Annotated in this window: 18 protein-coding genes; 9 read left to right on the top strand and 9 right to left on the bottom strand. The window is 63.1% G+C overall.

What is annotated here, in order from left to right:
* Positions 1 to 88 precede the first annotated feature (88 nt).
* The 4 genes from clpS to AC1DYO_RS04345 all read right to left on the bottom strand — a co-directional run bounded on the left by clpS (position 89) and on the right by AC1DYO_RS04345 (position 1,634).
* Entirely contained in the window at positions 89 to 394 is a 306-nt protein-coding gene (gene clpS, locus AC1DYO_RS04330; protein WP_352588371.1) for an ATP-dependent Clp protease adapter ClpS, read from the bottom strand.
* A 132-nt stretch (positions 395 to 526) separates the two neighbouring features.
* The gene (locus tag AC1DYO_RS04335; protein ID WP_477260665.1) at positions 527 to 874 is read right to left on the bottom strand and encodes a hypothetical protein; all 348 of its coding nucleotides are present in this window, start codon (positions 872 to 874) and stop codon (positions 527 to 529) included.
* Between the two features lie 163 nt (positions 875 to 1,037).
* A complete protein-coding gene (locus AC1DYO_RS04340; protein ID WP_477260667.1) occupies positions 1,038 to 1,292 on the bottom strand; it encodes a hypothetical protein in 255 nt (84 codons plus the stop codon).
* Between the two features lie 39 nt (positions 1,293 to 1,331).
* Positions 1,332 to 1,634, bottom strand: a complete 303-nt coding sequence (locus tag AC1DYO_RS04345) for a hypothetical protein (RefSeq protein WP_477260669.1) — start codon at positions 1,632 to 1,634, stop codon at positions 1,332 to 1,334.
* A 258-nt stretch (positions 1,635 to 1,892) separates the two neighbouring features.
* Here AC1DYO_RS04345 and AC1DYO_RS04350 point away from each other — a divergent pair, with 258 nt between their 5' ends.
* The 3 genes from AC1DYO_RS04350 (at position 1,893) to AC1DYO_RS04360 (ending at position 4,519) form a co-directional block, all read left to right on the top strand.
* The gene (locus AC1DYO_RS04350; RefSeq protein ID WP_477260671.1) at positions 1,893 to 2,609 is read left to right on the top strand and encodes a response regulator; all 717 of its coding nucleotides are present in this window, start codon (positions 1,893 to 1,895) and stop codon (positions 2,607 to 2,609) included.
* A complete protein-coding gene (locus tag AC1DYO_RS04355) occupies positions 2,606 to 4,015 on the top strand; it encodes an ATP-binding protein (RefSeq protein WP_477260673.1) in 1,410 nt (469 codons plus the stop codon). The genes AC1DYO_RS04350 and AC1DYO_RS04355 overlap by 4 nt, the downstream gene beginning before the upstream one ends.
* A 93-nt stretch (positions 4,016 to 4,108) precedes the next feature.
* A complete protein-coding gene (locus AC1DYO_RS04360; RefSeq protein ID WP_477260675.1) occupies positions 4,109 to 4,519 on the top strand; it encodes a YciI family protein in 411 nt (136 codons plus the stop codon).
* Positions 4,520 to 4,546: 27 nt separating this feature from the next.
* On the opposite strand, the gene AC1DYO_RS04365 is transcribed toward AC1DYO_RS04360, so the two are convergent.
* Positions 4,547 to 6,016, bottom strand: a complete 1,470-nt coding sequence (locus AC1DYO_RS04365; RefSeq protein WP_477260677.1) for a pyridoxal phosphate-dependent decarboxylase family protein — start codon at positions 6,014 to 6,016, stop codon at positions 4,547 to 4,549.
* Positions 6,017 to 6,035: 19 nt separating this feature from the next.
* A complete protein-coding gene (locus AC1DYO_RS04370; RefSeq protein ID WP_477260679.1) occupies positions 6,036 to 7,121 on the bottom strand; it encodes a PLP-dependent cysteine synthase family protein in 1,086 nt (361 codons plus the stop codon).
* Between the two features lie 201 nt (positions 7,122 to 7,322).
* Here AC1DYO_RS04370 and AC1DYO_RS04375 point away from each other — a divergent pair, with 201 nt between their 5' ends.
* On the top strand, positions 7,323 to 9,344 hold the full coding sequence (locus AC1DYO_RS04375; protein WP_477260681.1) for a transcriptional regulator: 2,022 nt from the start codon (positions 7,323 to 7,325) through the stop codon (positions 9,342 to 9,344).
* A 25-nt stretch (positions 9,345 to 9,369) separates the two neighbouring features.
* On the opposite strand, the gene choV is transcribed toward AC1DYO_RS04375, so the two are convergent.
* The 3 genes from choV to AC1DYO_RS04390 all read right to left on the bottom strand — a co-directional run bounded on the left by choV (position 9,370) and on the right by AC1DYO_RS04390 (position 12,474).
* Positions 9,370 to 10,551 carry a choline ABC transporter ATP-binding protein gene (gene choV, locus AC1DYO_RS04380; RefSeq protein ID WP_477260683.1) on the bottom strand — a complete coding sequence of 394 codons (1,182 nt, stop codon included), beginning with the start codon at positions 10,549 to 10,551 and terminating at the stop codon, positions 9,370 to 9,372.
* Positions 10,548 to 11,402 (bottom strand): choline ABC transporter permease subunit, encoded by an 855-nt coding sequence (gene choW, locus AC1DYO_RS04385; protein ID WP_181061315.1) that lies wholly within the window; start codon positions 11,400 to 11,402, stop codon positions 10,548 to 10,550. Before choW ends, choV begins: the two co-directional genes overlap by 4 nt.
* A gap of 136 nt (positions 11,403 to 11,538) precedes the next feature.
* Complete coding sequence (locus tag AC1DYO_RS04390; RefSeq protein WP_477260685.1) at positions 11,539 to 12,474, bottom strand: choline ABC transporter substrate-binding protein; 936 nt, start codon at positions 12,472 to 12,474, stop codon at positions 11,539 to 11,541.
* A gap of 237 nt (positions 12,475 to 12,711) precedes the next feature.
* On the opposite strand from AC1DYO_RS04390, the gene AC1DYO_RS04395 reads away from it, so the two are divergent.
* The 5 genes from AC1DYO_RS04395 to AC1DYO_RS04415 all read left to right on the top strand — a co-directional run bounded on the left by AC1DYO_RS04395 (position 12,712) and on the right by AC1DYO_RS04415 (position 17,764).
* On the top strand, positions 12,712 to 13,323 hold the full coding sequence (locus AC1DYO_RS04395; protein WP_477260687.1) for a thymidine kinase: 612 nt from the start codon (positions 12,712 to 12,714) through the stop codon (positions 13,321 to 13,323).
* A 14-nt stretch (positions 13,324 to 13,337) separates the two neighbouring features.
* Positions 13,338 to 14,522 (top strand): glycosyltransferase, encoded by a 1,185-nt coding sequence (locus AC1DYO_RS04400; RefSeq protein WP_477260689.1) that lies wholly within the window; start codon positions 13,338 to 13,340, stop codon positions 14,520 to 14,522.
* Positions 14,523 to 14,603: 81 nt separating this feature from the next.
* The gene (locus AC1DYO_RS04405) at positions 14,604 to 14,987 is read left to right on the top strand and encodes a c-type cytochrome (protein WP_477260691.1); all 384 of its coding nucleotides are present in this window, start codon (positions 14,604 to 14,606) and stop codon (positions 14,985 to 14,987) included.
* A 321-nt stretch (positions 14,988 to 15,308) separates the two neighbouring features.
* The gene (locus AC1DYO_RS04410) at positions 15,309 to 16,397 is read left to right on the top strand and encodes a hypothetical protein (RefSeq protein ID WP_181061310.1); all 1,089 of its coding nucleotides are present in this window, start codon (positions 15,309 to 15,311) and stop codon (positions 16,395 to 16,397) included.
* Positions 16,398 to 16,618: 221 nt separating this feature from the next.
* A complete protein-coding gene (locus AC1DYO_RS04415) occupies positions 16,619 to 17,764 on the top strand; it encodes a hypothetical protein (protein WP_477260693.1) in 1,146 nt (381 codons plus the stop codon).
* Positions 17,765 to 17,786 lie beyond the last annotated feature (22 nt).

The following is a 17,786-nucleotide window of genomic DNA, read 5'->3' on the forward strand; positions in this document are numbered from 1 at the left end:
CCCCTCATCCGACCGAGCTTCGCTCGGCCCCTCATCCGACCGAGCTTCGCTCGGCCACCTTCTCCCACAGGGGGAGAAGGAAGAGGCTCTACTCCTCCGGCTCCGTCGTAAACAGCAGCGGATAGCCTTTGGCCTTGCCGGCATCGGTGGCCCGCGTCGCCTTGGTCTCGGCGACATCCCTCGTGAACACGGCGACGACGCAGACGCCGCGCTGGTGCGCGGTGATCATCACCCGGCGCGCCTGGTCTTCGCTGAGCTTGAACTCACCCTTCAGCACCGTCACCACGAATTCGCGCGGCGTGAAATCGTCATTGATTAGGATGACCTTGTAGAGCTTCGGCCGCTCGGTCTGCGGCTTGGTCTTGGTGCGGGGCTTGGAGGTGATTTCAGGCATGGGGAACCGGCATCGCGCGAGGGTCGCTCTCACTTTGTCATGGGGGAAAGCAGTCGTCCATTTTGATCGGCGCGCCAAACCGGCTTCCCGGCGGCACAGCCGTTCACAAATTTAGGAACTGTCCGCTGCGGTTCAACGCCCCTGGCGGTCGGCGATGCGGCGGGCCGGGACTTGCCGTGTGGTGGATGATGCATCCCGCCTCGATCCGGCAGCCCGGCGCTCCATCCAGGCGGCCGCGAGCCAGCCGATAAAGCAGGCCAGCGCCGAGCCGGTGAGCACGGCAAGCAGCAGGCTTTGCCATGGCGTGATGTATTGCCAGTTACTGGAGATCGCCGGCGCAAACAGCGACGGCTCGGTGCGCCCGTTCACCGGATCGGGAACCGGGCTGGCGGTAAACTGGATCAGCACCCTGACCGCAGCCGAGACCACAAGGCCACCAATGGCCATCGAGCGCAGAATGAATGAAAGCCGCTTCTTCATGCGGGCTGTCCTACCGGACCGGCATTGCAATCGAGTTAAAGTCCTGAGTGGCCGGCACCCATCAACGGGATAATCATGCTCGTCAGATACGACAAGGCCGCTCCAGCCGGGGGTGTGGCTGGAGCGGCCTTGTTACAGACAACCCTGTCCGGGCTGGTCTGGATCAGGCCTTCTTGGCAGCCTTCTTGGGCGCCTTCTTGACCGGGCACTTGTGCGTCTTGGTCACTTTGCAGGCCTTGACGACCTTCTTGGCCACAACCTTCTTCGGAGCAGCCTTCATCGGTGCGGCAGCCGGAGCAGTCGTGGTCGTCGTGGCAGCCGGAGCGGCGGTCGTGGTGGCGGCAGCGTTGCTGGCGACCGGCATAGCGAAGGCGAGAGCAACGGCGAGACCGAGAGCGGAGAGGAGGGACTTGTTCATGGCTTCATTTCCTTTTTTGTGCGGGTCGGTTTTCGAGTGTCACTGAACAGGGTCGATCGGTGTCACTCCAAGCAGCTTCAAAGCGTTCGCGAGCATCCGGATACCCTGTGCCTGTTTCTTGTTGGCGCAGAACCGGTTTCCCTTTCTTTGCAGTGCTTTCGCCGCGGTGACCTGCGTTGCCGCGGCATGGGTTTCGAGGGCTTCGTCTACCTGGCGATTGAGATCGATGCAGCGCTCGCTCCTTGTGATCGGCGTCACCTTTGCGCCGGAGGCTGCGACCGCGGCCGTGACGAGCGAAATGCTGAACAGCGCACCCATCAAGCTGATCGTGAACCTGTGCATCGGTAATGTCCGTTACTCCGGAGACTAGCGTCGCAGCCGATGACCTGACCGCCACGGCACCCTTTATGCCTTTGATTTTTTTCGGAAGTTTTTCCGAACTATAGAATTTTGTTTCTGGATTGTTTCTGCGAAATCGGCTCTGCGGGCGATCATCGCCGCTGGCCAACATGTGGCCAGAATTCTATCGTGTGGGTGACATCGCCAAAGCAGACTCAGAAAGGCAGCCGCCGACCGGCCGCCAGCAATGACAGGATCGCCGTGAAATCCGATGCGCACATACTGATCGTCGACGACGACAAGGGCATTCGCGACCTGCTTCAGGAATTCTTCCAGAAGCGCGGCCTGCGCACGACGGTTGCCGCCGATGGCATCGAGATGGAGGACATCCTGCGCCGCACGCAGGTCGACCTGATCGTTCTCGATGTGATGCTGCCGGGAAAGAGCGGGCTGGAGCTCTGCCGCGACCTGCGCGCCAGCTATTCGACGCCGATCATCATGCTGACGGCGGTGACCGAGACCACCGACCGCGTGGTTGGCCTCGAAATGGGAGCCGACGACTATGTGCCGAAGCCCTTCGATCCGCGCGAGCTTCTGGCCCGCATCCGCGCCGTGCTGAGGCGCAACGGTGCTTCAGAGCCGAAGCGCGCCACCACCAAACAGATCTACCATTTCGCCGGCTGGACGATGGACTGCTCGCGCCGCCGGCTGATGGCGCCCGGCGACGTCAGGGTCGAGCTGACCATGGCGGAGTTCAACCTGTTGCAGACCTTCGTCAAGAGCGCGCAGCGCGTGCTCACGCGAGACCAGCTCATCGAGCTTTCCGGCGGCGACAGCGACTATTCGTTCGACCGCAGCATCGACATTCTGGTCAGCCGTCTCAGGCGCAAGATGGAAGACGACCCCAAGACGCCGAAACTGATCCTGACGGTGCGCAGCGGCGGCTACCAGTTCCTGCCCGAGACCACCTCCGAATGAGACGCCTGTTGCCGCAAACCCTGCCGGTCTGGGTTTTGCTCATTGTCATTGCCGGCCTGCTGATCAGCCAGGTCGCGACGCTCTATATCGTCTCGCGCGATCGTGCCGTCGCCAATGACGAGGTCGATCTCTACCGGCTCAACGACCGCGCCTATTCGCTGGTGCAGCTGATGCATGACGACACGCCAGAGCAGCGCAAGCTGACGGCGTCCGGCCTGTTCAATGCCACCTATGCGCTCACCGTTTCGGACACGCCCGCCGTCACCTCGTCGATCGCCGGCGACGACGAACTGGCCGAGCTCGAGGACATTCTGGTCGGGCGGCTGTCGAAATTCGGCATCACCGACGCTCGCGTGCGGCGCGATCCGGCATCGCAGGCAGCCAACGCCCCTGGCGGCGTGGTGCTCACCAAGGATGTCGGCGCGGTGGAGCGTGACCTCTTGGGATTGGCGGCGAGCTTCGCCCAGAGTGACAAGCTGACGGCATCTGTCCGCTTCGCCGACGGCCAATGGCTGAACTTCACCGAGCCCAACACGCCGGTCGGACCGATATTGAGCTTCGACAGCCTGCCGCTCTATTCGCTGATCGCAGGCCTGGTGGTGATCATGTCGATCTGGTCGCTGCGTCGGCTGACGGCGCCCTACCGGATGATGGAAACGGCGGTGAACCGCATCGGCACGGATCTGAAGAGCCCGCCGATCGCCGAGACCGGCAGCCGCGAGATCCGCGCCGCGGCCAAGGCCGTCAACGCCATGCAGGTCAGGTTGCGCGACTATGTCGAGGACCGCGAACACCTGGCGGCGGCACTCGCCCACGATCTGCGCACGCCGCTCACCCGCATGCGGCTGCGCCTCGAACTCCTGCGCAAATCGACGGCGCGCGAGGCGCTGGCCCACGACCTCGCCGACATTGAGAGCATCGCCAGCTCCGTCATCGACTTCGCCACCTTCGAAGTCACCGAGGAGAAGAGCGAGCGGATCGATTTCTGGTCGCTGGTGGAATCGATCGCCGACGGGTTCGAGGAGGTCACATTCGACCATGACGGCGCAAGGCCACGCGGCATGATCTGCATGGCGCGGCCGGTGGCGCTCAAGCGCTGCGTCAACAATTTGGTCCAGAATGCCGTGACCTACGGCAAGAAGGCCCATCTCAGCCTGCGGCAGTCCGACGGCACGATCACGCTGATCATTCGCGACGAGGGACCGGGCATACCGCAGGCGCAGCTCGACCAGGTGTTCGGTTCCTTCGTGCGGCTGGAACAGTCGCGCAACCGCCAGACCGGCGGTCTTGGCCTCGGCCTGACCATTGCCCGCAACATCGCCCGCGGCGCCGGCGGCGAAGTCAACCTGTCCAACCACCCCGGCGGCGGCCTGCAGACGGAACTCAGCCTGCCGTTGGCGGCATAAGGCAGCAGACTACCGTCTCGATGGGCACCGGGGCTGGATCAGCCAACCCAACCTTGCAATAGTGCGGCCGCTCGAACAGGAGGAGATCGCCGCATGTTTTACGCCATCCTGGCCTATCACGTCGAACAGACCATCCAGTCCCTGACGCCGCAGCAGGATGCGGCGCTGATGCACGACCTGCTCGAGGTCAATGCCAGGCTGACCCGTGAGGGCAAGCTTGGGCCGGCGGCAAGGCTGGGCGCGACCGCTGACGCCGTCACGCTGCGCGGCCCGGGAGACGGCATCGTCATCGACGGTCCGTTTGCCGAGACCAAGGAGCAATTGCTGGGTTTGTATGTGCTCGACTGCGCCACGCAGGAGGCGGCGATTGCGGCCGCGCGCGACCTGCGTCGCGTGAACCCCTCGGCAGTTTACGAAATCCGACCGATCACATTCTACCTTCCCGGCGTCACGTTCCCCGGCACGGAGGACGGGGACGATTCCAAGGAGGCCGCCAGCGGCTGAGAGCCGCCTGCCCGACCGCATGGCCGGTCAGGCAGAAGCGAGCTCGTTGCCCAGGCGTACTGTCTCTGCGACCAGAAGCTCAAGGTCCTCACGCCGGGTCCGGTGATTGTTGATCGCTACTCGTAGGCAATGCCGGCCCCGCACCGTCGTATCGGAAATGGCGGCGATGCCCTCTTCCTGCAGCCGCAGCATGATCTCGGTGTTGAGCGCCTTCGCGCGCTCGCCATCGAGCCCGTCGGCGCGGTAGCGGAAGCAGCCAATGTTGATGTTGGTCGGCGCCGTCAGCTCGAGCGCCGGTTCGGCCTCGATCAGGCTCGCGAGATAGTGCCCCTGAGCAATGTTCTGGTCGATCAGGCGGCCGAATTTTTCGACGCCGTGTTCCCGCAACGCCATCCACACTTTGAGCGCCTTGAAGCCGCGTGTCGTCTGCAGGCCGTAGTCGTTCAGCCATTGCCCCGAGGCCAGCCCACGCGGCGTCGATTCCAGATATTCCGGCGTCACCGCGAAGGTTTTGCGATGCGCCGAAGCATCCCTGACCAGCGCGCAGCCCGCTTCGAAAGGCGCATGCAGCCATTTGTGCGGATCGAGCGCGATGGAATCGGCCCATTCGAGGCCGGCGACGCGATGAGCATTCTGAGGCGCAATCGCAATCAGCGCACCGATGCAGCCATCGACATGGAACCAGAGGTCTTCCTCATGCGCCAATTTGGCAAGCACCTGCAGATCGTCGATGGCGCCGGTGTTGACCGTGCCGGCATTGCCGATGATGCAGGCCGGCTTGAACCCGGCCGCGCGATCTTCGGCAATCGCCACCCGCAAGGCTTCGATGTCGATTCGCAGGCTGGCGTCGCTGGCGATCCGGCGCAGCGCCCTGTTGCCGAGGCCGAGTGCCTCCATGCCTTTGCGGTGGCAGGAATGGATCTGGTCCGAGCCATAGAAGCGCAAGGGCTTTGCTATGGCAGCAACGCCATGCTCGCGCACGTCGATGCCGGCCTTGGTGTTGCGCGCCACGGTCAGCCCTATGATGTTGGCCATCGAGCCGCCGCTGACCAGCGTGCCGCTGGCCGAAGCCGGCATGCCGGTCATCTGCTTGCACCAGTCGACCACCTGGCCGTCCATCAGGGCGGCGGCATGATTGCCGCCGCCGAGATTGGAGCCCTGGATTGCCGCCAGGAAATCGCCGAGCGCACCGGTGAAGTTGCTCGACCCCATGTACCAGGACCAGAAGCGCGGATGGATGTTGCCCATCGGATAGGGCATCACCTTGTCGACGACATCGCCATAGATGTCGGCAAGCGGCGTCGGCGATTGCGGCAGGGAGGCGGTGAAGAAATCCCTCACATCTCCAGGCATCTCCTGCCACACCGGCCGTTGCCTGACATCGCGCAAATAGGCGACGGCATCGTCAACGATCCGATGCGACAGGATCTGCACATCGGCCCAGTCCGAGGGGTCAAGCGTTTCCTCGGCAACCGAGGTGACAGGCATCGCGTCCATGCAGATTGCTCCCGCGCCATCATGCCGGGAACTGGCAGCCGGGCGTCGAGCGCGAAAGAGCAAGCTCATCCGCATTCATCTCGGCCTCGATGCCATCGAACAGCGGCGTCGTCATGTAGCGTTCGCCGGTATCGGGAAGCATGCACAGGATCACCGATCCGGCCGGTGCCGTGCCGGCGATCTGGCGTGCCACGGCAAAAGCCGAACCGCCGGAAATGCCGGTGAATATGCCCTCCTGCTGCGCCAGCGCCTTGGCCCATTTCATGCCCTCCGGCCCGGCGATCGGCATCACCTCGTCATAGAAGTTGCCATCGATCGCTTCCTGCAGGACGTTCGGGATGAAGTCCGGCGTCCAGCCCTGGATCGGGTGCGGCTCGAAGGCCGGATGGCTGGCGGCCGGCGCGCCGCCGGCGCCGCGTACCTGCGGCTTGCCGCTGCCGACAAGCTGGGCGTTGGCTGGCTCGGTGAGCACGATCCGGGTCTCAGGCCGCTCGCGGCGCAGCACACGCGCCACGCCGGCGACGGTGCCGCCGGTGCCGTAGCCGGTGACGAAATAGTCGAGCCGCGAACCGGCGAAATCATTGACGATCTCGCGCCCCGTGGTTGCTTCATGAATGTCGGCGTTGGCCTTGGTCTCGAACTGCCGGGCCAGGAACCAGCCATTGGCTTCGGCCAGTTCCACCGCCTTCTTGTACATGCCGAAGCCTTTCTCGGCGCGCGGCGTCAGCACCACCTTGGCGCCGAGCATGCGCATCAGCTTGCGGCGCTCGACCGAAAAGCTGTCGGCCATCGTCACCACCAGCGGATAGCCCTTCTGCGCACAGACCATGGCAAGGCCGATGCCGGTGTTGCCGCTGGTCGCCTCGACAATGGTCTGTCCCGGCTTGAGCGCGCCGCTGCGCTCGCCTTCCTCGATGATGTTGAGCGCCAGCCGGTCCTTCACCGATGCCGCCGGATTGAAGAACTCGGCCTTGACGTAGATGGTCGCGTGCGCCGGGCCGAGATTGTTGACGCGGATGACCGGCGTGTCGCCGACCGTGTCGAGAATGCTGTCGAACAGGCGGCCGCGGCCGGCCGTGGTTCTGATTTTCTGCTTGTGCAACATGGATAGCTCCTGGTTTTGCTCACGGGCCGGTTACAAACCGGCGGTTTGGGCGACGAGGTTTCGACACCTTGCCGCACTACAGGTCCTTGACGTGCCGCAATGTGGTAAACCCCACATTCGGCGCGCAAATTTTGCGAGCCGGGTGCACTTTGTCGTGGTCGGCGATAAAGCAGGGGCCGGCGGGTCAGCGTGGGAGCAGGCGTGGTATCTGGCGTGGAATCGAACCTGGCGAGCAGCCATCAAGGCCTTAGCGTGCACCTGTTTGGGCCGCTGGCGATCGTGCGCAACGGCGTCCCGGTGGCCTTGCCGGCATCGCGCAAGCTGCGCGCAACGCTGGCCTATCTGGCCCTGGCGCCCCACCCGGTCGGACGTGGCAAGCTATGCGAATTGCTATGGGATGTTCCAAATGACCCTAGGGGCGAGCTGCGCTGGTGCCTCAGCAAACTGCGGGCCGTTCTCGACGAACCGGGCCGCCGCAGGATCGAAACCGCTGATGATACGATTGCGCTCGATCTCGACGGCGTGTCAGTCGACGTGCTGGATGTCGCATCGGCGGCTGCCGCGGGTATAGAAGCGCTCGAGCCAGCGCGGCTGCAGGCGCTCTCCCGCCTTTTCGTCGGCGATTTCCTCGAGGGGCTGGAGATCGACCGCAGCCCGCTCTTCAACAATTGGCTGACCGCCCAGCGCCGCCGTTTCGGCTCCTGCCACGCGGCCATCCTGGAACATCTGGTCAAGACGCTCCCTGCCGATAGTGACGACACGTCCGCCCACCTCGAAAAATGGCTGGAGCTGACCCCGTTCGACAGCCGGGCCCACATCGCCCTTCTGACAAGGCTGGCGCGGCGCGGCCAGTTCGGCGCCTGTGAAAACCATCTGGCGTCCGCAGCACAACTCTTTCAGTCGGAGGAGTTGGATTTCAGCCCGGTGCACCACGCGTGGCTGGCCATTCGCGCGGAACGTCACTGCGCGACTTTGCCGGCACAGCCGGTTACAGCGGCCGCTGCGAACCAGGCGCCGATCACGCTCGCGGAAACCGAAGCCTCGACACCGCACAAGGCTTCGCTGGCCGTGATGCCATTTGCCGAAGGCGGCGTTCGTGGCGGGCTGGCAGACGGCCTGACCCACGACATCATCAGCCGCCTGGCCAAGCTCAAGAATTTCTTCGTCATCGCCCGTGGCTCGGTCTTTGCGCTGGCCGAGAAAAACATCGCGCCGGAAGATGCCGGTCGCCGGCTGAATGTCGACTATGTCGCCACGGGTACGGTGCGCAGCCTGACAGGCCGCCTGATCGTCACCGTCGAGCTTGTCGAGGTGCGCACGGCCAGGATCGTCTGGGCCGAGACCTTCGAGCGCAAGCCCGACGAAATCTTCTCGGTGCTCGACGATATCGGCAACAGCATCGTGGCGTCGATCTCATCCGAGATTGAGACGGTCGAACGCAACCGTGCCATGTTGAAGGCGCCCAATTCGCTCAATGCCTGGGAGGCCTACCATCGCGGCCTCTGGCATATGTATCGCTTCACCCGCAGCGAAAACGACCTCGCCCGGCAATTCTTCGATATAGCCGTACGGCAGGATCCGACCTTCGCCCGCGCCTATGCCGGCCTGTCCTTCACCCATTGGCAGAGCGCTTTTCAGCGCTGGGGCGACCGCGACCGGGACAGCGCGCTTGCCTTTGAGACGGCCGGCCAGAGCCTGTTGGTCGACGACCACAATCCGGCCGCGCACTGGGCGATGGGCCGGGCGCTGTGGCTGCGCGGCGAAGGAAATGCATCCGTGCTCGAGCTGGACCGAGCCGTCGACCTCAGCCCCAACTTCGCGCTCGGCCACTATGCGCTGTCCTTCGTGCAGTCGCAGTCGGGCGATCCGCAAGCGGCGATCGGATCGTCGGATCATTCGCGCCATTTGTCGCCGTTCGACCCGATGCTGTTCGGCATGCTGGGCGCGCGCGCCATGGCCCATGTCCGCCTCGGCCAGTTCGACGAGGCAGCCGATTGGGCGCTGAAGGCGGCCGCCCGCCCCAACGCCCATGTCATCATCCTGTCGATCGCTGCCCATTGCCTGGCGCTGGCCGGCCGGCTGGACGAGGCCAAGACCTTCGCCGCCGCCATCCGCAAGATGCTTCCCGGCTACCGCGCCGATGACTTCATCGACACCTTTCGCTTCGACCCGGATGCCACAGCCCTCTACAAGCTTGGCGCCAGGCGTATCGGGCTGAGTTGATTAAGACCGGCGACTGGTAGGAACCCTACCGCCGCAACACCGCGCTCAACACATCGCGTATGCCGATCGCGCCGACAAAGCGCGACTGGTCGTCGAACAGCGCCACGGGCGCGGTCTGTGAGCGGTGCATGGCCAGCATCACTGTCTTCAGCGAGGTGCCGGGGTTGGCCCAGAACACCTGCGCCGTCTCCTCCGGCTGAGCCTCGACGTCGGCGCACGACACCCATACTGCCGGCTTGCCATCGCGTTCGGCTGCCGCCACCAGCCCGTGCTCGTCGATCTTGAAGCGCGTCGTCTTGCGCCGGTCTAGCCATACCCAGCCGTTATCGCCGTGCTCGAGATCGCGGCTATCGCGCATGACGTTCCAGGCGGTCAGCACCGAGAGCGGGTTTACATTGGCGATGAAGTCGCGGACATAGTCGTTGGCGGGCTTGAGCACGATATCTTCCGGCGCCCCGGTCTGCACGATGCGGCCACCCTCCATGATGGTGATGTGGGTGCCGATCTTCAGCGCTTCCTCGAGATCGTGGCTGACGAAGATGATGGTCTTCTTCAACTCCGCCTGCAGCTGCAGCAATTCGTCCTGCAGCTTGGTGCGGATCAGCGGATCGAGCGCCGAGAACGGCTCGTCCATCAGCAGGATCGGCGCCTCGGTGGCGAAGGCGCGCGCCAGGCCGACGCGCTGCTGCATGCCGCCGGACAGTTCATGCGCATATTTCTTCGACCACTGGTCGAGGTGGACCAGTTCGAGCTGCTTTTTCACGCGCTCCTTGCGCTCCTGCTCCGGCACGCCGGCGAGCTCGAGGCCGAGGCCGACATTTTCCTCCACCGTGCGCCACGGCAAGAGGCCGAACTGCTGGAACACCATCGCCACCTGCTTCTGCCGCAGCCGCCGCAGCGTCGCCTGATCGCAGGTCACGACATCGACGATGTTGTCGCCGTCCTTGACCAGCACCTGGCCGCGCGACACGACGTTGAGCCGATTGACGGCCCGCAGCAGCGTCGATTTGCCGGAGCCGGAAAGGCCCATCAGCACCGAAATCTCGCCCTCATGCACGGTCAGGCTGGCGCCCGCGCAGCCCAGCACATTGCCGGTTTTTTCGAGGATTTCGGCGCGCGTGGCACCGCCGTCGATCAGCGCCAGCGAACCGGCCTGATCGGACCCGAAGACGATATCGACATTTTTGAAGTCAACGGCGACGGTCATTTCTTGCCTCCAACGCCGATGCGCGTCATTCGGTCGAGCACGATCGCGAGCACGACAATCGCCAGGCCGGCTTCGAGCCCGAGGTCGATGCGGCGCGAGCCGAGCGCACGGTTGATTTCAGTGCCGAGGCCGCCGGCGCCGATCAGCGCTGCGAACACCACCATCGACAGCGACAGCATGATCGATTGCGTCAGACCGGCCATGATTGTCGGCAACGCCGAGGGCAGTTCAACCTTCCAAAGCAGCTGCTGCTTGGTGGCGCCGAACGCCTCGCCCGCCTCGATGATCGACTTCGGCACCGAGACGACGCCGAGATGGGTGAGCCGCACCGCGGTCGGAATGACGAAGATGATGGTGACGATGAGGCCGGGTGCGTTGCCTAGACCGAACAGGGTCAGGACCGGGATCAGGTAGACGAAGGTCGGCAGCGTCTGCATCAGGTCGAGCACCGGCAGCATGATGCGGTAGACCTTGGGCTTGTGCGCGGCCCAGATGCCGAGCGGCACGCCGATGGCCATCGCCATGGTGGCGGCGGCCACGACCAGCACCAGCGTCTGCACCGTCTGCTTCCAGAGGTTCTGGTTGATGATGAAGATCAGGCCGAGAAAGACACCGATGGCCAGCGGCCGCGAGCGCTGCAGCAGCCAGGCGATGATGGCGACGATTAGCGCCAGCAGCACTGGCGGCACCACCAAAAGGATGTCGACCAGCCCGTCGAGCAGGAAATTGAGGCCGTTCGAAAAAGCCCTGAACACAGTGTCGAAATTGTCGGTGAGGAAACCGAAGAACGCCTTTCCCCAGGCGCCGATCGGTATCTTGTGATCGACCATGAATTTCGAAATCGGATCCATATCGCCCCTCTCATGCGCGAGACCGCCTGCCCCCGGCTCTGCTGTCGTTACGTCATCTTCTCACAGGATATGAAAAAGGGCAGCCTTTTCTAAATTGGCTGCCCTTCCTGGTTCGGCTTTGCCGAATTCAGTCGGCTCAGCTTCCGAGCGCGGTCTTGACCGCCGCCGCCGCATCGCCGCCATCGAAGGTGGTGACGCCGGCAATCCACGGCGCAACCGCGTCAGGGTGCTTCTTCAGCCAGTCGGCTGCGACCGTGTTGGCGTCGCCGCCTTTCAGGATCGCGTCCATCATCTCGCCTTCCATGTCCAGGTTGAACTTCAGGTTGGCGATGAACTTGCCGGCATTCGGGCACTCGGTGGTGTAGCCCTTGCGCACATTGGTGAAGACGGTGGCGGCGCCGAAGCCGCTGTCGCCCATCCCGTCGAGATAGGTGATCTTCATGGCGCCCATCACCGGATGCGGCGTCCAGCCGAGGAAGGCGATCCACTCATTGTTCTTCATCGACTGCTCGGCCTGCGTCAGCATGCCGGCTTCCGAGGACTCGACCAGTTCAAAGCCTTCGAGATTGTCCTTCGGGTTCTTGATCATATCGAGGATGATGCGGTTGCCGTCATTGCCGGCCTCGATGCCATAGATCTTGCCGTTGAACTTGTCCTTGAACTTGCCGATATCGGTCAGCGACTTGACGCCGGCGTCAGCGACATAGGTCGGCACGACGATGCCGTAGCCGGCGCCGGTCAGGTTGGTGCTGATCGTCTCGACCGAACCGTCGGCGGTGTAGTCCTTGATATCGTTGGTCATCGACGGCATCCAGTTGCCGAGGAAGACGTCGAGATCCTTGTTCTTCAGCGACGCCATGGTCACCGGCACCGAAAGCTGGATCGTCTGCGGCTCGTAGCCGAGCGCGGTGAGCAGCACCGAAGCGACGCCGGTCGTCGCCTGGATGTCGGTCCAGCCGACATCGGAAAGGCGCACCGCCTTGCAGCTCTCCGGATCGCCGGCAAGGGCAGCGCTCGTGGACAGGAAAGTCGCCAGACCGAGGCCGGCGACGAAGGTGTTCATACGCGACATTGGTAGTCTCCCATTGTGATTCTTTGGCGAAGCGTAGTTACGGTTTCTCTGCCCGCCTTGTTTCCTCAGCCAAACACCATTCTGGTGTGGTTTCAAGCATTAAGGCAATCACGATCAACGGCGCGGACTGGCCAAACAGCGACACACCTGCCGCTTTTTCGATGGCAGCCGGCTTTTCCCATGAAATGCAGCGGTGCCCCCTCCCCGCGCCGGGACAACTCGGCTTAAAAGAGCGGCATGGCCAAACTCTACTTCCACTATGCGACGATGAATGCCGGTAAGACGACGATGCTGTTGCAGGCTTCCTACAATTATCGCGAACGCGGCATGACGACGATGCTGTTCGTCGCCGGTCACTACCGCAAGGGCGACACCGGGTTGATCTCGTCGCGCATCGGCCTGGAGACCGAGGCCGAGATGTTCCGCGACGGTGACGATCTCTACGCCCGCGTTGCCGAGCACCATGAGCACACGACCGTGCATTGCATCTTCGTCGACGAGGCGCAGTTCCTCGAGGAAGAGCAGGTCTGGCAGCTTGCCCGTATCGCCGACCGGCTGAACATCCCGGTCATGTGCTACGGCCTGCGCACCGATTTCCAGGGCAATCTGTTTTCCGGCTCGCGTGCCCTTTTGGCCATCGCCGACGACCTGCGGGAAGTGCGCACCATCTGCCGCTGTGGCCGCAAGGCGACAATGGTGGTGCGCCTCGGCCCCGATGGCAAGGTAGCAAGACAGGGCGAACAGGTGGCGATCGGCAAGGACGTCTATGTCTCGCTCTGCCGGCGCCATTGGGAGGAGGAAATGGGCCGCGCCGCGCCTGACGACTTCATCGGCTTCACCGGAGGCTGAACGGCCGGGGCAACATGAAAATCCTCCAGTTCACAGTCGATTGCCCGTTTCCGCCGATCTCCGGCGGCGAGATCAGGAACGCCGCCAATGCGCGCGCCCTGGCATCGATGGGCGAGGTTCTGACAGTAAGCCTGGCTGGCGCCCCAGCGCCTTCTCCACCGCCGAATATCCGTCACCGGATCATCGAGGCGGCGCGCGGCCGGGCTTCCTGGTACAGGCGTAGCCCCCATCCGACCATGCACATCATACCGGACGACGAACTGGCTGAGGCAGACGCTCTGTGGGGGCAATTCGACCCCGACCTCGTGGTTATCGAAGAGATCATGCTTGCGCAGTTGCTGACGCTGGCGCCGAAGCATCGCGCGCGCACCGTCCTTGACCTGCACAACATAGATTCCCAAACGGTGGCCGACCGCATCGCCGGGCTGACGCTGTGGCAGCAACTTCGAGGCTGGCGCCAAAACAGCCGCAAGAAGGCGGAGGCGCGCGATGCCGACAGGCGTGCGGCAGCCACCGCCGATCAGGTCTGGGTCTGTTCGCGGACCGACGGGGCGCTACTATCGGCTCTCGGCCCCGTCAACGACATCAGGCTCATCGCCAATCCCATTCCGGACGAGAGCGTGCTCTCCCTGCCGATTGGCGCCGAGCGGTACCGTGATCTGCGCCTGTGCTTCATCGGCCATCTCGGCTACTTCCCCAACATCGACGCCGTCAAGCAGATCGGCCGCGGGATGGTGCCGAGCCTCGCCGCCTCCGGCCAGCCCTGGTCGATCACCGTCGCCGGCAAGACCCCAGGCGATGTCGTGCGCGGCTTATGCACCAAGCATGGTCTGCAGTTGATCGAAAACCCACCGCATCTGCCGGAATTGCTCGGACGTGCCGGCTATGCGCCGATCCCGCTGCGCTTCGGCGGCGGAACCCGCATTAAGGTATTGGAGGCGATGGCGGCGGGCCTGGTCGTCGCCGCCACCGAGAAAGCCGTCGAAGGGCTCGGCCTGCAGGCGGGCGGGCATTTCCTGTCCAGCGACGATGCCGGCCAGCTGGCGACGAAAATCATCGACCTGTCGGCGACGCCGCAAGCGGCGGCCGAGATGGCGGAACTCGGCCGCGCCTTCGTGCGCGACAGAAATTCGTTGGCAGCGATCGAAATCGCGATCCGCCAGGCGGTTGCGGCGATCCCGCTCCGCCCCAATGAATAAGAGGGCAATACCTGCGCCATATGGCGTTTGTTAAGGCCTGCCGCCTACTTTGGCCGCAGCCAGAGCCAGCCGGGGACCGCCATGCTTCGAGCCATTTCGTCAGCATTCGTTTTTTACTTAGCCGGCATCATCGTAGCACAGGCCGACAGCGACGCCGCGCTGGGCAAGAAAGTGTTCTACCGCTGCATGGCCTGCCACGAGGCGGCAACCGACCGCGACAAAGTCGGCCCGCATCTCCTTGATATCGTCGGCCGAACCGCCGGCACAGCCGAGAATTTCAACTATTCGCAGGCCATGAAGGATGCCGGCGCCGCCGGCCTCGTCTGGGACGAAGCCAACCTCAAGGCCTATCTCGGCGCCCCCAAGCTGAAAGTACCCGGCAACAAGATGGCCTTCTCCGGCCTGACCAGCGACGAGGACATTGCCAACGTCATCGCCTATCTGAAGGCCGATCCGAAGCCCTGAACGGCTGGATGCGTAGCGTGATGGCGATGGCTTTCGCCTGCTGTCTCGGCCCTGCAACCGATTGAGTTCTCAATCGAATTTCAGGACATCCGCGCCGGTGGAGATCGACTGCTTTGCCGGCGTCAAAGTTCAATGACAGTTGAACAATGCCTGGCCGGCTGGTTAATCACGCCATGACCCCGCCTTCATTGACTTTCAAGACGATGACGGATTTTTTGTTTTCGGGGCGGGTCTTGTCTTGCGTCTTTCAATCCCCGGATGCCCCACATATATTCGCCGCTGTTCGCAGCCAGCGACCGGAAGCCGAAGCGGGAGGCCCCTATGGCGACATTGCAGAATTTCGATGCCGAAATTGCCAAGACCAGGCAAGTCGTGCAGGACATGCGCACCAAGATCGAGCAGTCCGGCACAGTGCTTGATACGCTGGCCACCGCCGACAAGAAGATCGGCGACGCCAATTTCGACATCGAAAATGCCCGCATCGAGGATGTGCTGAAGCAGCAGAAGGTGATGGAAGGCAACATCGCCGACCTGATCATCGGGCTGGAGGACGCCACCAACGTCTTCGGCACCGAATTCGAAAGCATGAAGAACTACACCGGTTGGGAAAGCTTCGTCGGCGTCTTCTCGGCGCAGCGTAAGCAGCGCATGCGCACCGACCGTGTCCGCAACATGTCGCTGGCCGGCAATCTGCAGGAGCTTCTTGTCAAATCCGACACCATCGTCGGCATCCTGAAGGCGCAAAAAGAGGTCCTCGACCAGCGCTACAAAACCTCGGAAAACAGCCTGTCGCAAGTGATCGAGCGCCGCAAGGTGACTATGACCAACCTTGAAGCGGTGCAGAAACGCATCGAAGAGGTCAACCCGCTGCTGCTCGACATCGAGAACAAGATCGCGGCCTCGACCAGCCAGAAGGAGCGCACCCAGCTTGAGGGCGAGCGCTCGAAACTGGCCACCGAATACAATGAAAAGCAGGCCAAGGAGCAGGAATTGCTGGCCGAGAGCCAGACGCTGGAGCGCTACACCTCGATGTTCCAGACCTTCGTCGATTCGCTCAACAACCAGATTGCCGCGCAGTCGACGCTGATCAACAAGCTGACCATCGATACCGAACAGCGCATCGTGCTCTACAAGGCGCTGGAAGATTCGTTGAAGACCGCCGCCCAGCAGGACGTCGCCCACAAGATCAACACGCTGGGCAGCCAAGTCGACAACACCGCCGAGGAGACCATGGCCGGCATCGGCGCCGCCTCGCAAAAGCACATTGGCGATCTCCTCGAAATGCACGAGAAGAACATGGTCGCCAGCTCCGACATCCAGCGCCGCAAGAAGCTCGCCGACGATGCCTTCGCCCGCCGTTTCGACGACGTGATGAAGAAGCACAATTCGGCCAACTACGTGCAGTCGTAATTGCAATTGCTGCACTCGCCAGTGTCGCGTTCCTTCACACCCCCCTCTGTCCTGCCGGACATCTCCCCCTCAAGGGGGGAGATTGGCAGTTACGTCGCCTCGTATTTTTCTGCAGCGGAGAAGAGTGACGAAGGCCCACGCGACAGGCGATCTCCCCCCTTGAGGGGGAGATGTCCGGCAGGACAGAGGGGGGTGCCTGGCACCCGCTTGAGGCCAGTATCATGACTCCCGAAAACGAAGCGGCGGCGCGCTATTTTTCCGCCATCACGGCCGCACTCAGCGGCCTTGAAGTGTTCATGCGCGACGACCGCTCGCCGCTTTACCGGCACGGCATCGTCGCCAAGATTGTTGCCGAATACATTGCCCGGCTGGACAAGTCGTTCTCCTGCTGGCGCAACCGTCTCGGCTTCATGGACACGTTCCGCATTTCGCGCGCCGACAGCGGCTATCCCGTCTTCCAGAACCTGCTCGAGCTGGAAAACGATCGCCGCCAGGCCGATGCGCGGCTGGCCAATATCCCGCTGGCTGGCGAGTTGCGCGAGGAAATGGCCGACTTCATCCTGCGCCACAAGGAATTCCCAGAAGCGCTGCAGAAGTCGATGGCCGAGCGGCTCTATCTCGAAGACGTCAAGAGCGAGCAGACTTTTGGTCCGTTCTCGCTGGCGCAGACGGCCAAAGTCTCGGTCAATCCCAAGACCTTTCGCCCTTATTACCTCGTGCACTGGGCGACATTCGACGGCAGCGCCAACCTGCCGCTGGTCTACATGGTGACGGTGGAGGATTCCTCCGAAGCCATGATCCGCCAGCTTGTCGACAGCAACGGCAAACTCAACGAACAGGTTGACATACCGCTGCCGGTCGATGGCCTGATCAACCCCGAGCTTGCCCATCGCTTCGACGATTTCACCGAAAAGAATTCCGCGTACACGCTGTCGCCGGCGACGATTGCCGTCAATCTCGACAAGGATTTCGAGCCGCTGCACCCTAAGCAATTGCGCCGCGTCGTGCTTGGCCCCTTCTATTCCGCGGGCATTACCGACAACAATTCGACGGTAACCGAAGTGCTGGCCAAGGTGCGCAAGCCCGAAAACGCCTGGCTGCTCACCTGGACCATCCAGGAGGTTTACTCCAAAAGCGAGAAACCCGGCCGCAAGGGCCTGTTTTCCAGCGAGAAGACGACGCAGGAATTCTTCATCAACACCGACGATCTCGAGGCCGCGCACCAGGGCGTGTCGAGCTACGAGAACCACGCCCTGATCCCGCACGAGGCCTACCAGGCACTCTACGCCGCCGGCGAGGCACAGAAGATCTTTTCCGGCTACAAGGTCCACATCCTGTCCAACGGGCAGGTCATCTCAGACGTCTGACCGTAACACCACGGAGCATCCT

Source organism: Mesorhizobium sp. P2_F5 (assembly GCF_056403715.1).